Source organism: Streptomyces sp. L500 (assembly GCF_054551825.1).
In genome coordinates this window covers 189,721-203,710 of the sequence record NZ_JBTOLC010000009.1, presented here as the reverse complement: position 1 = coordinate 203,710, position 13,990 = coordinate 189,721, and the positions used below count along the sequence as shown (strand labels likewise).

The following is a 13,990-nucleotide window of genomic DNA, read 5'->3' as shown; positions in this document are numbered from 1 at the left end:
TGCCGACCTCGGCCAGCGCATCCACACCCGCAGCGGCCCGCCCACCCCCGACGACCTCGACGAGCTGCTCTCACGGCGCCGCAAGACCCAGGTCTTCCTGGCCCATCCGCGGACGATCGCCGCCTTCGGGCGCGAGTGCACCAGCCGAGGTCTCTACCCGAAGAACATCGATTTCCTGGGCACCTCCGTGCGCTCCTGGCGCGGTGTCCCCCTGCTGCCCTGCAACAAGATCCCGGTGAGCGACACCGGCACCAGCTCGATCATCGCGATGCGCATGGGCGAGGACAACCAGGGCGTCATCGGGCTCCACCAGACCGGTATCCCGGACGAGTTCCAGCCCAGCCTCAATGTGCGCTTCATGGGCATCAACGAGCAGGCCGTGTCGTCCTACCTGGTGAGCGCCTACTTCTCGGCGGCCGTCCTGGTCCCGGACGCGCTGGGTGTGCTGGAGGACGTGGAGATCGGGCGCTGAGAGGCGTTGCCGGGCCGGTCAGGGCCTGACGCCGCCGACGATCTCGGCGGTGGCGTTGATCCCGTGCGAGATGGTCGGCGCGACGCTGGTGCTGGCGAGCACGAAGCCCAGCAGAACGCAGACCATCGCGTGCGAGAAGCGCAGCCCTCCGTTGCGCATGAACACCACCGACAGGATCAGAAGCAACAGGACCATGGAAATCGATACGGCCATGATGTACCTCCTCGGTGCGGCAGCGGGCGTCCGCCAGTCTTGCTCATCTCACCGCAGGGACCGGTGCGACGGGCATACGCCATCCGGGTGGGAATCACCGATTCGGCCGTGAACGGTGGAACGGGTGCGCGAAACGGGGTGACAGCCGGGGGCGGACGGGGCACACGCCACCCGGCTGTCGGCTCGTGCGGGCCCTCGCCGCGGGCCCGGCGGCCCGCCGGCGTGCCGCGCGTGACACACGCCCCCACGGAGCGCATTCCGACGGGCAGACGGCGCCGAGGATGCCTAGGCTGACGGAATGAGCCGCACAGTCCGGGACCGGTCCGCCGCAACCGTGCGGGAATCGGGGGCGCCGGGGGCACCGGGGGCGCGCTCGACGCGGGAGGGCGCTGGGGGCGCCGAACGGGCCACCGCGTGGCAGCGCTTCCTGCGCCGGGTGCCCAACGGCTTCGCGCTCTTCTTCGGCCTGCTCGGCGTCTTCTGCGCGCTGACCGCCCTGATCCCGCCGCTGCGCCGCGCGGTGCTGCCGCTGACCCGCGCCCTGGACCTGCTGACGATCCCCACGGCCGCCAACCTCGCCTACGCCGTCTTCCTGCTGCTGCTCGCCGCCGCGACCGCCGCCCGCAAGCGGGTGACGCTCTGGTTCGTGCTGGCCTACCTGGCGCTGCTGGTCTTCACCGACGCGGTGCTGCTGGCCGTGGGCTACTGGGACATGATCCCCTCGCTGGCGCTCAGCCTCGCCGCGATGACGCTGCTGGTCCTGGCCCGGCGGGAGTTCTACGCGGCGTCCCGGCGCGGCGCGTTCCTGCGCGCCCTGCTGGTGCTGGCGGCGGGGCTGGCGGTGGCGATCCTGGTGGGCTGGGCGCTGGTGTCGCTGTTCCCGGGCACGCTGGAGCGCGGCGGCGGCAACCGGCTGCTGTTCGTGGCGAACAAGGTGTGCGGCGGCCTGGTCAGCGGGCGGCACTTCGCCGGGCACCCGCCGCACTGGCTGTTCTTCCTCCTCGGCCTGCTCGGCGCGCTGGCCCTGCTGAACGCGGCGATGACGCTCTTCCGCTCGCAGCGCCTGGAGGCGGCCCTCCACGACGACGAGGAGCCGCGCATCCGCGCCCTCCTCGGCCGCTACGGCGGCCGGGACTCCCTCGGCTACTTCGCGACCCGACGCGACAAGGCCGTCGTCTTCTCCCCCAGCGGCAAGGCCGCCGTCACCTACCGGGTGGAGGCCGGGGTCTGCCTGGCCTCCGGCGACCCGCTGGGCGACCCGGAGGCGTGGGACCCCGCGATCGCGGCCTGGCTGGAGGTCGCGGGCCGCTACGGCTGGCAGCCGGCGGTGATGGGAGCCGGCGAGGAGGGCGCCAGGGCCTACGCCCGCGCGGGGCTGGGCGCGCTCCAACTGGGCGACGAGGCCATCCTCCAGGTGGCCACGTTCGACCTGGAGGGCCGGGAGATGCGGGTAACCCGGCAGGCCGTCCACCGGGTGGAGCGCACGGGCGCGACCGTGCGCGTACGGCGTCACTCGGCGCTCTCCGACGAGGAGATGGGCGAGGTCATCCGGCGCGCCGACGCCTGGCGGGACACCGAGACCGAGCGCGGCTTCTCGATGGCGCTGGGCCGGCTGGGCGACCCCGCCGACGGGGACTGCCTGCTCGTCGAGGCGTTCGACAGCGAGGGCACGATGATCGCGCTGCTGTCGTTCGTGCCCTGGGGGTCCGACGGGATCTCGCTGGACGTGATGCGCCGGGACCGGGCGGCACCCAACGGGGTCATGGAGTTCATGATCAGCCGCTTGTGCGCCCAGGCCGGGCGGTTCGGCGTCAAGCACATCTCCCTGAACTTCGCCGTCTTCCGCTCCGCGTTCGAGGAGGGCGCGCGCATCGGCGCGGGCCCCGTGCTGCGCCTGTGGCGCAGGCTCCTGCTGTTCTTCTCCAAGTGGTGGCAGTTGGAGGCGCTCTACCGGTCAAACGTGAAATACAACCCCGAGTGGCGCCCCCGCTTCCTGTGCTACGCCGACGCCGGCGCCCTGGCCCGGATCGGGCTCGCCGCGGGCATCGCGGAAGGTTTCGTCGCGGTGCCGAGCCTGGGGAAGCTGTGGCGCCGGGGGCGGGCCCGGGGCATCGCCAGCCCCGCCTCCACGGCCGGCCTCCCCTCCCTGTCCGAGCTGGGCTTCGCCCCCGGCGAGGGAGCCGGGACGGCGGAGGCGGACGAGCTCGCGGGCCTGCCGGAGCAGGTCCGGGTACGGCGGCACAAGCTGGACCGGCTGCGGGAGGCGGGCGTCGACCCGTACCCCGCCGACGCCCACCGCACCCACACCCTGGCCGCGGTCCGCGCCGCCCACCCCGGCCTGCCCCCCGCCTCCCGCACCGGCGAACAGGTGACCGTCGCCGGGCGCGTGCTGCTCGTCCGCGACCACGGCGGCGTCGCCTTCGCCGTCCTCCGCGACTGGTCCGGCGACCTCCAGCTGACCTTCACCCGGGACGGCTCCGGCGAGGAGCTGCTGCGCCGCTTCACCCGCCACGTCGACCTCGGCGACCACCTGGAGGCCGAGGGCGAGGTGGGCACCACCGACCGGGGCGAGCTGACGGTCTTCGTCACCCGGGCCCGGCTGATCGCCAAGTGCCTGCGCCCCCTGCCCGACAAGCGGCGCGGCCTCGCCGACCCCGAGGCCCGGGTCCGGATGCGCTACGTGGACCTCGTGATCAGCCCGGCCGCCCGGCGGACCGTACGGGCGCGCGGCGCGGCCGTCCAGGCACTGCGCCGGGGCCTGCTCGACCGGGGCTTCCTGGAGGTCGAGACCCCGATGCTCCAGCAGGTCCACGGCGGCGCCAACGCCCGCCCCTTCACCACCCACATCAACGCCTACGACCTTGACCTGTACCTGCGCATCGCCCCCGAGCTGTACCTCAAACGGCTGTGCGTCGGCGGCATGGAGAAGGTCTTCGAACTGGGCCGGACCTTCCGCAACGAGGGCGTCTCGTACAAGCACAACCCCGAGTTCACGATGCTGGAGGCGTACCAGGCGTTCGCCGACTACGACGTGATGCTCGACCTGACCCGCGAGCTCGTCCAGGAGGCGGCGACGGCCGCCCACGGCTCCCCGGTGGCGGTACGGCCGGACGAGCACGGCAGGCCCGTCCGGCACGACATCTCGGGCCCATGGCCCGTGAAGACCGTCTACGGCGCGCTCTCCGAGGCCCTGGGCCAGGAGATCGGCGCGGACACGTCCGTCGCGGCGCTGCGCGCCCACTGCGCCGCGGCGGGCGTGCCGCACCGGCCGGAGTGCGGTCGTGGCGACCTGGTGCTGGAGCTCTACGAGCGGCTCGTCGAGGAGCGCACCACGCTCCCGGTCTTCTACAAGGACTTCCCCACCGACGTCTCCCCCCTGACCCGCCCCCACCGCGCGGACGCCCGGCTCGCCGAGCGGTGGGACCTCGTCGCCTTCGGCACGGAACTGGGCACCGCGTACTCCGAGCTCATCGACCCGGTCGAGCAGCGCCGCCGGCTGACGGCGCAGTCCCTGCTGGCGGCGGGGGGCGACGCGGAGGCGATGGAGCTGGACGAGGACTTCCTGCGAGCGCTGGAGTACGCGATGCCGCCCACGGGTGGGCTGGGGATCGGGGTGGACCGGCTGGTGATGTTCCTGACGGGGCTGTCGATCCGGGAGACACTCCCGTTCCCACTGGTGCGGCACCGTTGAGGGGTGGGTTTGCCCCTGCCCCGCCCTTTCACCGTTTCTTCCGGGGGCTCCGCCCCCGGACCCCCGGTCCTCAAGCGCCGGACGGGCTCAATCGCAGCGTGACGATCTCGAACGGCCGGAGCGACAGGCTCAGCGACCCGGCCGCGAGCGGTCGTTCCAGCAGGTCGCAGACCGCCACCTCACCGACGTCGAAGCCCGCCGTAAGGCAAGCCTTCGCGCGTCCGCCCAGTGACTCGTAGACCCGGACGACCACGTCCCCGCTGCCGTCGTCCGCCAGCTTCACCGCCGAGACGACGACCGCGTCGTCGTCCACGGACACCAGCGGAGCGACGCCGTCCGCCGCCCCCGGAACGCGCCGCTCCGGCAGATTGATCCGGTAGCCCTCGCGTACCGCGTCCCCCACGGACGCCCCCGGCACCAGCGCGTAGCGGAAGCGGTGGACGCCCTGGTCGGTGCGGGGGTCCGGGAAGCGGGGGGCTCGCAGCAGGGAGAGGCGCAGGGTGGTGGTCGTACCGGTCCGCGTCACGTCGTACCCGTACGTCGAGTCGTCGACCAGTGCCACGCCCCACCCCGGCTCCTCCACATGGACGAACCGGTGCGCGCAGGCCTCGAACTTGGCGGCGTCCCAGCTGGTGTTGGTGTGGGTGGGCCGGTGGAGGTGGCCGAACTGGGTCTCGGCCGCGACCCGGTCGGTGTGCACGTCCAGCGGGAAGGCGGCCTTGAGGAACTTCTCCGTCTCGTGCCAGTCGACCTCCGTCTCCACCTCCACCCGGCACTCCCCTCGCGGCAGCGTGATCCGCTGCTCGACGCGCGAGGAACCGAAGGTCCGGACGACCAGGACGGCGGCGCCGTCGTCCGTCAGCTCCAGCGTGTCGATGTCCGTCAGATCGGTGACCGTGTTGCGGTAGAAGCGGTCGACGTCCCACGCGTCCCACATGTTGGGGAAGTCCTGGTGCAACTGGAGGAGGTTCCCGGCGGCCCCCGGCGCCAGGGTCTCGCGGCCGGCCCTCCGGTCGTGGACGGAGACGAGCAGCCCGCGCTCGTCGACGACGACCGTCAGCAGACCGTTGTCCAGCACGAAACCGCCGCCCTCGCGCGGCTCCACGGTGGTGGCCGGGGCTGTCGAACGCTCCGCCGAGGCCGCCGCCCCGAGCGCCGGCACGCCACCCCGCGCGTGCGGCGCCGCGTTGAAGACGACCGTCGCCTCGCCGTCACCCGCCAGCGCCCCCAGCGCGTCCGCGATCAGCGACTCCAGTTCGGCGGCCACCTCGGCGTACGTCCGTGCGGCCTCCCGGTGCACCCAGGCGATCGACGTCCCGGGCAGGATGTCGTGGAACTGGTGGAGCAGCACCGTCTTCCACAGCCGGTCCAGTGCCTCGTACGGATACGGCGCCCCGGTCCGTACCGCCGCCGTGGCCGCCCACAGCTCCGCCTCGCGCAGCAGGTGCTCGCTGCGGCGGTTGCCCTGCTTGGTGCGGGCCTGGCTGGTGAGTGTCGCCCGGTGCAGCTCCAGGTAGAGCTCGCCGGCCCACACCGGGGCGTCGGCGTACTCGGCATGGGCCTTCTCGAAGAACACCGACGGCTTCTCGAAGACGACCCTCGCCGAACCCTCCAGATCCGCCAGCCGCTTCGCCCTCGCCAGCATCTCCCGTGTCGTGCCGCCTCCGCCGTCGCCCCAGCCCGTGGGGGCGAGGGAGCGCGTCGCGCCGCCCTTCTCGCGGAAGTTGCGGGTGGCGTGGGCGAGTTCGCGGCCCGAGAGCTGGGAGTTGTAGGTGTCGATCGGGGGGAAGTGGGTGAAGACCCGGGTGCCGTCCAGGCCCTCCCACCAGAAGGTGTGGTGCGGGAAGGTGTTGGTCTGGCTCCAGGAGATCTTCTGTGTCAGGAACCACTTGGCGCCCGCCAGCCGCACCAGTTGCGGAAGCGCCGCCGAGTAGCCGAAGGAGTCCGGGAGCCAGACCTCCTCCGTCTCGATCCCGAACTCCTCCAGGAAGAAGCGCTTGCCGTGCGTGAACTGCCGGGCCAGCGCCTCCGATCCCGGCATGTTCGTGTCGGACTCCACCCACATGCCGCCCACGGGGACGAAACGGCCCTCGGCGACCGCCTTCTTCACCCGCGCGTACACCTCCGGCCGGTGCTCCTTGATCCAGGCGAACTGCTGCGCCTGGGACATGGCGTAGACGAAGTCCGGTTCGTCCTCCAGCAGCGCGGTCATATTGGCGGTCGTCCGGGCCACCTTGCGGACCGTCTCGCGCAGGGGCCACAGCCACGCCGTGTCGATGTGGGCGTGTCCCACGGCGCTGATCCGGTGCGCGGAGGCGTGCGCGGGCGCGGCGAGGACGTCCGCGAGCCGCTCGCGCGCCCGTTCCGCCGTACCGCCGACGTCCTGGAGGTCCACGGCGTCCAGGGCGCGTTCGACGGCCCGCAGGATCTCCCAGCGGCGGGGCGAGTCCACCGGCAGCTCGTGCATCAGCTGTCCCAGCACGTCGAGGTCCTGGACGAGCTCCCACACCGTCCGGTCGAAGACGGCGAGGTCCATCCGGGTCAGCCGGTAGCGGGGCGCGTCGCCGGCGGTCTCGCGGTCGCCCAGCTCGGTGGGGACGAAGGGGCGGTAGTCGAGGATGACGGGGTTGGCGGCCGCCTCGATGTGCAGCAGCACCGGCTCGCCGCCGGTGGCCCGCTCGGCGATCCGCACCCACTGGTTGCGCGGGTTGAGCCCCTTCACGGGCGAGCCGTCGGGGCGGTAGACCAGGCCCTCGCACTGGAAGCCCGTCATGTTCTCGTCGAAGCCCAGGTCCAGGAGGGCCTCGACCGTGCGCCCCGCCCACGCGTCCGGTACCGCGCCGGAGACGGTGAACCAGCTGGTGCCCCACGCCGGGCCCCACTCCGTGCCCACCGCGACGGGGGTGCGCGGCGCCGCCAGCCCCTCCGCGACGGGGACGGGCTCGCCGGGCGCGTGCCACACGGAGACCTCCAGCGGCACCGACTCGGGGTGGACGGCCGGGCGGATGCGCTCCTCCAGGACCCGCTTGAGCCGGGCCTCGGTGATGGTGCGGTCGTTGTGCATGCCTCTCCTTGTCCGGGTCCGGGATCGCGAGGGGTGCTACCAGCGGTGGGTGACGGAAACGGGGGCCGACGCGGTGTAGAGCTCGTCCACGGCGCGCACCTCGACGCGGGTGGCCTCCTCGTCGGCCGTGCGGCGCAGCGCCGGGACGTAGTAGGCATGCCCACAGGTGCCACCGAGGAAGCGGCGCCGGCCGCCGGGCACCACTTGGTGGAGCTCGTAGTGGCGTACGGGCGTGGGGGCCCGCCGTGCCGCTCGCCTTGCGGGCTGCCAGGTCAGGCGGAGCGCTGCCGTGCCGTCGGGGTTGCGGGTGGAGGCGGTGACGGTCGGCGCGTCGGGCGGGCCGGGCGGGACGGGGGAGCCGTCGTGGAGGGCGAGCTCGCCGAGCCGCCAGCGGACGCGTCCGCCGTCCGGGGCGGTGAGCCGGACGCCGAGGACGTGGGCGGTGGCGGCGGCGCGGCCGCGTAACAGGCTGGCCACGGGGATGGTGGCGGTGGTCCAGCCGCCGCCACCGGCGGGGAGCTCGCCCACGGGGAGGCAGCTGAAACGATCCGGCTCGTCCAGGGCGACGGCCAGCTCCACCCGGACGGCCGCCGAGCCGGGGTCGGTGCGGTGGGCCAGCTCGGCCACGGTGGCGGGTGACAGCGGGAGTCTCGCCGCGTAGAGCTCGACGGTTGCGGGTTCCGCTGTCGCGGCGTCGACGAGGAGGCTGCTGCCGCCGCGCCAGGCGTCGGCGAAGTCGAAGCCGGCGACGGGCCGGGCGGCGCCGGCCGTCCGGACGACCCAGCGGCGGCCGGGGAGCCGGTCCTGAAGCCCCAGGTGATTCCAGGGCGCGTCGGCGACGCGCACGCCCCGCTCGTACCAGCCGAGGCCATGACCGGTGTTGAAGGTGGTGGCGAAGGGGAGGGAGGTGAAGGTGGAGCGGTCCGCGACCGAGGCCGCCGGAGCGCGCCAGGGCCCGGGGTCGGGCCGGGCGGGGTCCAGGGAGGCACCGGACCAGAAACGGTCGTCGCGCGCGTGGAACGCGGCGGGGCCGCGATCGGTCCCGGGGAGGCTCTTCCAGGTCCACTCGGGGCGGTAGAAGCCGAACGAGGTGACGTGGGGGCGCCCGGCGGGGACCACCGCGTCCCAGTCGACCCGGGTGTCCCAGCCGTTCGCCTCCACATCGATCCCCGCCCACAGCTCGTACGGGCTCCGGCCGAGGCTCCGGGCGAGCTCGCCGGAGGAGGCGAGGCCGGTGCGGCTCCAGTTGAAGTTGAGGAACATGGTGTCGGCGGCGCGGAAGAACGGGGAGTTGCGGTCGTTGAGCTCGTTCTGCCAGGCGATGTCACCGGAGATGGCCATGGCGTCGTACCACGTCACCCGGAGGCCCGGGCCGCCGCGCCGGCGGAGGTACGCGACGAAGTCCCGCGTGTCGGCCCCGAGCCGGGCGTCCCCGCCGCCCGTCTCGGCGTTGAGGAACCAGCCGTCGAAGCCGTACGCCCGGGCCACCTCCACCAGCTTGTCGGCGAGCGGGAAGCCGCCGTCGGCGTCGCGCCGCACGAGCTCGCGGGTCCACTCCAGCCGCCCGCCGTACGCGGTGGGCGGCAGGAAGACCGTCCCGAGCACGGGCACGCCGTTGCGGTGCGCGGCGTCGACCACGGGCGCGTTGGGCGCGAGGATCAGCCCCTCGTCCGAGGAGCCGCCCCAGAAGACGAGCTCGTCGAGGTAGGCCCAGTGCGTGAGGGCGTAGTAGTCGGCGGTGGCCGACCCCTGCGAGGGGTTGCCGGACGTCGGCGCGAACGCGGCGAGCGCGGAGATCCGCGCCTCGTCGCGCCGCGCGGCGGAGTTGGGGGGCGGGGGAACGAACCGGGGGGCGAGGGGGACGGTGGCCCTGTTGAAGGGGAGGTCGGGGTCGCCGGCGGGGACCCAGGTGCGAAGGCTGCGCCGACGGACGCCGGGGGGTGGGGTGCCGGAGGGGAGGGTGTCGGGGTACCAGTAGGAGGCGTAGGGCTGGAGGTCGGCGGCAGGGGCGGGGGAGGCGGCTACGGGCCTCGCGGGCCGGGCAGCCGTGGCCACCAACGCGACCGCGAGGGCCTGACGGCGGGTGAGGTTCATGCGTGCTCCTGGGAATTCAGCCCCTCCGGCGTTTGAGGAGCGGGGGTTCGGGGGCGGAGCCCCTCGAAGAAACGGGAAGGGGCGGGTCAGGGGCGAACGACCTCCGTGATGCCACGGGCGGCCAGGTACCCCGCGTCCTCGACCCGTTGCGCCAGCACCACCCCCGGCCTCCCCCCGCCAGAGGCACCCCGCATCCATGCCTCGAAGAACGCGCCCCCTGGCGCGCACACCCCGCGCCCGGGGGCGTCCTCCGGCTCCCCCGCGTCCAGGACCAGCGCGGTCCGCCGCACCCCCGCCGCGACCCGGAGGCGCTCCCGCGCGTACCGCCCCACCACCTCCCCCACCGGCTTGACCACCCGGTCGTTCGTCAGCAGCCCCAGCCCGTACTCCAGCTCCGGGAAGTCCGCCAGCGCCCGGTCGACGTCGTGGGAGCACCACCAGGTGATGCCCCAGACGTCCGGGCAGTCCAGGACGGCCTCGATCGTCGCCTCCGCGAAGGCCGCCGCGCTCGACGGCGGAACGTACGGGGCCGGTGCCCCGACCTCCTGGAGCCACACCGGGCGGGCGGGGTCGTCGGCCCAGGCCTTGGAGAGCTCGACGAGGTAGGCGGCGTGCAGTCCGGTGGCCGGGGCGTCGTGGCCGTAGCGCTGGGCGGTGCCGTCGAAGACCCACGAGTGGACGGTGGTCATGGCGCCGAGCCGGGCCGAGTGGGCGGGGGTGAAGGGGTGGGTGCCGTCGTACCAGGCGGCGTCGTAGGAGGCGTGGACGTGGGGCAGGCCGGGCGCGCCCGTCTCGCACGCGGCGAGCATCCGCCGCAGCCACCGGCCGGCCTGTGCGGGGGTGACGGGGTCGGGGTCGGGGTGGGGGCGGCCGGAGAACTGGTTGATCTCGTTGCCGACGGTCATGCCGAGGAAGCCGGGCCGGTCGGCGAGGGCGGCGGCGAGCGTCGTCAGATAGGCGGCCTGCGCGTCGACGACGTCGGGGTCGGTGAAGATGTTGCGGCGGTGCCAGGTGGTGGTCCAGGAGGGGATGAAGTCGAAGCTGGACAGATGCCCCTGGAGTCCGTCGACGGCGACGTCGAGCCCGCGTTCGGCGGCGGCGTCGGCCAGTCGTACCAGCTGGTCGACGGCGCGGGGGCGGATGAGGGTGCGGTTGGGCTGGAAGAGCGGCCAGAGGGGGAAGACGCGGATGTGGTCGAGGCCGAGGGCGGCGATGGAGTCGAGGTCGGCGCGGATGTCGTCGAGGTCGAAGTCGAGCCAGTGGTGGAACCAGCCGTGCGTGGGGGTGTAGTTGACGCCGAAACGCATGACGGTCGGGGCTCCCTTCAGCCCTTGACGGCACCCTCGCCGACGCCGCGGAAGAAGTACCGCTGGAGGCAGGCGAACATCACGACGAGCGGGGCGACGGCGATGACGGTCCCGGCCGCCACCAGCCGGGGGTTCTGTGTGAACGTGCCGTGGAGGTAGTTCAGCCCGACGGTGAGGGTGAAGCGGTGCTGGTCGGAGAGGACGATCAGCGGCCACAGGAAATCGTCCCAGGCGCCCATGAACGCGAAGATCGCGACGACCGCGAGGGTGCCACGGACGGACGGGAGGGCGATCCTGAGGAAGCGCTGCCAGGCGTTCGCCCCGTCGATGACGGCCGCCTCCTCGATCTCGTAGGGCAGGGCGGCGAAGGCGTTCCGCATGAGGAGGACGTTCAGGGCGCTCACCGAGCCGGGGAGGACGACGGCGACGAGGGTGTTGTTGAGCTGGAGGTCGCGTACGAGCGTCAACTGTGCGATGACGATGGACTCCACCGGCACGAGCAGGGCCAGGACGAAGGCGAGCCCGGCCGCCCGCCGGCCCCGGAAGCGCAGCCGGGCCAGGGCGTAGCCGGCCATGGCGGCGCCGACGAGGTTGGTGAGCACGGCGGCGGTGGCGACCTTGAGGGAGTTGAGGGCGTAGTCCCAGACGGGGATGGTGTCGGCGACCTCGGCGTAGTTGTGGCCGGTGGGGTGCTGGGGGAGGAAGCGCGGGGGTGAGGTGTAGATGTCCTCGGTGGTGTCCTTGAGGGAGGTGGAGAGCTGCCAGAGGAACGGGCCGACGGTGAGGGCCAGCACCAGCAGCATCAGCGCGTATCGCAGGACCTTCTCCCGGCCCGAAGTCCGGAGCATCAGCCACGCTCCTCACGTCGGGCGTGATCGTCATCGCCTCGGACGCGGCCGGCCCGCAGGACGAGCAGCATCAGCAGCAGCGTGATGACGAAGACGACGAGGGAGAGCGCGGAGGAGTAGCCGACACGGCCGTTGAGACCGGTGCCGGTGCGCTGGACGAGCATCACGAGCGTGGTGTCCTGCCCGGCCGGCCCGCCGGTGGGCCCGGCCATCAGGTACACCTCGGAGAAGACCTTGAACGCGGCCACGGCCGACAAGGCAGCGACCAGCACCATGGTCGGCCGTACGGCGGGGAGGGTGACGCTGAGGAAACGACGCAGCGCTCCGGCGCCGTCGACGGCGGCGGCCTCGTGGAGCTCGCGGGGGACGTTCCCGAGCGCCGCCAGATAGATGATCATGTAGTAGCCGAGGCCCTTCCAGACGGTGAGGGCCATGGCGCTGAACAGCAGCAGCCACGCGTCGCCCAGGAAGTCGACGGGCCCGGCGCCGAGGGCGCGCAGGATGCCGTTGACGAGGCCGCGGTCGTCGAGCATCCAGGTCCAGATGAGGGCCACCACGACCACGGAGGCGACGACGGGGGTGTAGTAGGCGGCGCGGAAGAACATGACGCCGGGCAGTTGCTTGCGCACCAGCAGGGCGAGCAGCAGCGGGAGGAGGACGGTGCAGGGGACGACGAGGAGGACGTAGAGGGCGCTGTTGCGCAGGGCGGTCCAGAACTGCTCGTCGTCCAGCATCGCGCGGAAGTTCTCGAGCCCGGTCCACCGGCCGGGGGTGAGGGTGCGGGCGTCGGTGAACGCCTGGTGGGCGGTGGTGAGGAAGGGGTAGAGGCTGAAGACGGCGACGACGGCGAGGGCGGGCAGGAGGAAGAGCCACGGCCCCAGGGCGGCCAGGGCACGCCCGGCACGTGTATGCCCGGCACGCGTTGTCGCAGCGGGAATCTTCACGGCGGCGGCTCAGCTCTGCCGGAGAAGTCTGTCACTCTGCGCGACGGCGTCGTCGAGTGCCTGCTGGGGGGATTTCTTGCCCTGGAGGGCCTTGGCGACCTCGTTCTTGAGGACGGTCTTCATCTCGTCGCTCATCACCACGGGGGTGTAGTTGACGGCGCCCTTCAGCATCCTCGCGGAGGCCACGCGGACCCGGCCCTCGTCGGTGCCGTCGCTCTTCGTCCAGTACGGGTCGTCGAGCGATCCCCGGGTGCTGGGGAAGACGGCGACCTCGTGGGCGAATGCCTCCTGGTTCTTCCTGTCGGTGACGAAGTGGGCGAAGGCGATCGCGGCGGCCTTGCGCTTGCTCTTCTCGTTGACGGCCACGCCCATCACGTACATGTTGGGCTTTCCGGTGTTGTTCGGCGCTTCGGTGATGCCGAGGTTCCGGTAGAGGGTGGGGGCGTTCTCCTTGAAGGTGGCCAGGTCGTTGGCGCCGCCGGGGTTCATGGCGACCTTCTGTTCCAGGAACTTCTGGCCGGATTTCTCGGGGGTGTTGGTGAGGGCCTGCGGGTCGAGGCCGCCGCGGTCGTAGAGCTCCTTGTATTTGGTGAGCAGTTCCACGCCCTTGGGCTCGTTGTAGGTGAATTTCGTGGCGTCGCCGTTCATCAGCTTCACGCCGTAGCGGCCGAAGTCCTCGACGGACGGGGTGTTCGCGAGGGTGGCGATCCGTCCGCCGGATCCGCCGGCCATGGCGAGGGCGGTGGTGAACAGTTCCGCGTAGTCCTTCGGCGGTTTCTCGGGGTCGAGCCCGGCGGAACGGAAGAGGGCCTTGTTGTAGAAGAGCGGCCCTGTGGTGAGGTACCAGGGGAAGGAGTACGAACCGCCCAGGCCGGGGAGGGTATTGCCCTGCCACGCCTCCGCCGTGTATTCGCCCTTGAAGCGTTGCGCGGCGTTCTCCTTGTCGAGATTGACGAGCATTCCCGCTTTGGCGAGCGGATAGGACAGGTCCGGGGAGACGTTGACGACGTCGGGCAGGGTGCCGGCGGCGGCGTCGGCGCTGAGCTTGTCCGCGTAGTGCTCGGCGGGCTGGTCCAGCCAGGTGACCTTGACACCGGGATTCTGCTTCTCGAAGTCGCCTACCAGATCCTCGAAGTAGTCCTTGAAGTTCGCGCGGAGATTCCAGGTCTGGAAGGTGATGCCGCCGTCCCCGCTTCCTCCCCCGCCGCCGCCCGAACCGCAGGCGGTGAGCGCCATGGCGGTGGCGAGGAGGGTGGCGGTGACGGCGAGGCGCCCATGCGGCTTCGGGCGGGACAAGGGCATGGCGGACGAGCTCCTTCGATCGGGTCGGACGGTCGGTAGGAGGCCGGTCAAAACC

At 72.5% G+C, this 13,990-nt stretch carries 8 protein-coding genes and 1 pseudogene; 2 read left to right on the top strand and 7 right to left on the bottom strand.

Annotated elements, in window-relative coordinates; genetic code table 11:
* A pseudogene (locus ACX9I7_RS12385) lies at positions 1 to 472 on the top strand (Crp/Fnr family transcriptional regulator); the annotation flags it as partial.
* A gap of 18 nt (positions 473 to 490) precedes the next feature.
* On the opposite strand, the gene ACX9I7_RS12380 reads toward ACX9I7_RS12385, so the two are convergent.
* Complete coding sequence (locus tag ACX9I7_RS12380) at positions 491 to 685, bottom strand: hypothetical protein (RefSeq protein WP_126917074.1); 195 nt, start codon at positions 683 to 685, stop codon at positions 491 to 493.
* A 298-nt stretch (positions 686 to 983) separates the two neighbouring features.
* Here ACX9I7_RS12380 and lysX point away from each other — a divergent pair, with 298 nt between their 5' ends.
* On the top strand, positions 984 to 4,376 hold the full coding sequence (lysX, locus tag ACX9I7_RS12375) for a bifunctional lysylphosphatidylglycerol synthetase/lysine--tRNA ligase LysX (RefSeq protein WP_459387335.1): 3,393 nt from the start codon (positions 984 to 986) through the stop codon (positions 4,374 to 4,376).
* Positions 4,377 to 4,446: 70 nt separating this feature from the next.
* On the opposite strand, the gene ACX9I7_RS12370 is transcribed toward lysX, so the two are convergent.
* The 6 genes from ACX9I7_RS12370 to ACX9I7_RS12345 form a co-directional block, all read right to left on the bottom strand.
* A complete protein-coding gene (locus ACX9I7_RS12370) occupies positions 4,447 to 7,440 on the bottom strand; it encodes an alpha-mannosidase (protein ID WP_459387334.1) in 2,994 nt (997 codons plus the stop codon).
* 36 nt (positions 7,441 to 7,476) lie between these two features.
* Positions 7,477 to 9,534 carry an endo-beta-N-acetylglucosaminidase gene (locus tag ACX9I7_RS12365; protein WP_459387333.1) on the bottom strand — a complete coding sequence of 686 codons (2,058 nt, stop codon included), beginning with the start codon at positions 9,532 to 9,534 and terminating at the stop codon, positions 7,477 to 7,479.
* An 86-nt stretch (positions 9,535 to 9,620) separates the two neighbouring features.
* Positions 9,621 to 10,841: a glycoside hydrolase 5 family protein gene (locus ACX9I7_RS12360; protein WP_459387332.1), complete on the bottom strand. Its 1,221-nt coding sequence runs from the start codon at positions 10,839 to 10,841 to the stop codon at positions 9,621 to 9,623.
* A 17-nt stretch (positions 10,842 to 10,858) separates the two neighbouring features.
* On the bottom strand, positions 10,859 to 11,689 hold the full coding sequence (locus tag ACX9I7_RS12355; protein ID WP_459387331.1) for a carbohydrate ABC transporter permease: 831 nt from the start codon (positions 11,687 to 11,689) through the stop codon (positions 10,859 to 10,861).
* Positions 11,689 to 12,579 (bottom strand): carbohydrate ABC transporter permease, encoded by an 891-nt coding sequence (locus tag ACX9I7_RS12350; protein WP_459387339.1) that lies wholly within the window; start codon positions 12,577 to 12,579, stop codon positions 11,689 to 11,691. The genes ACX9I7_RS12355 and ACX9I7_RS12350 overlap by 1 nt, the downstream gene beginning before the upstream one ends.
* Before the next feature lie 63 nt (positions 12,580 to 12,642).
* A complete protein-coding gene (locus tag ACX9I7_RS12345; RefSeq protein WP_387567883.1) occupies positions 12,643 to 13,935 on the bottom strand; it encodes an ABC transporter substrate-binding protein in 1,293 nt (430 codons plus the stop codon).
* Between the last annotated feature and the right edge of the window lie 55 nt (positions 13,936 to 13,990).

What these genes read in the sequence shown, in the direction of transcription:
- ACX9I7_RS12380 (WP_126917074.1), bottom strand. Translation starts at nt 685, where the DNA reads ATGGCCGTATCGATTTCCATGGTCCTGTTGCTTCTGATCCTGTCGGTG.
- lysX (WP_459387335.1), top strand. Translation starts at nt 984, where the DNA reads ATGAGCCGCACAGTCCGGGACCGGTCCGCCGCAACCGTGCGGGAATCG.
- ACX9I7_RS12370 (WP_459387334.1), bottom strand. Translation starts at nt 7,440, where the DNA reads ATGCACAACGACCGCACCATCACCGAGGCCCGGCTCAAGCGGGTCCTG.
- ACX9I7_RS12365 (WP_459387333.1), bottom strand. Translation starts at nt 9,534, where the DNA reads ATGAACCTCACCCGCCGTCAGGCCCTCGCGGTCGCGTTGGTGGCCACG.
- ACX9I7_RS12360 (WP_459387332.1), bottom strand. Translation starts at nt 10,841, where the DNA reads ATGCGTTTCGGCGTCAACTACACCCCCACGCACGGCTGGTTCCACCAC.
- ACX9I7_RS12355 (WP_459387331.1), bottom strand. Translation starts at nt 11,689, where the DNA reads ATGCTCCGGACTTCGGGCCGGGAGAAGGTCCTGCGATACGCGCTGATG.
- ACX9I7_RS12345 (WP_387567883.1), bottom strand. Translation starts at nt 13,935, where the DNA reads ATGCCCTTGTCCCGCCCGAAGCCGCATGGGCGCCTCGCCGTCACCGCC.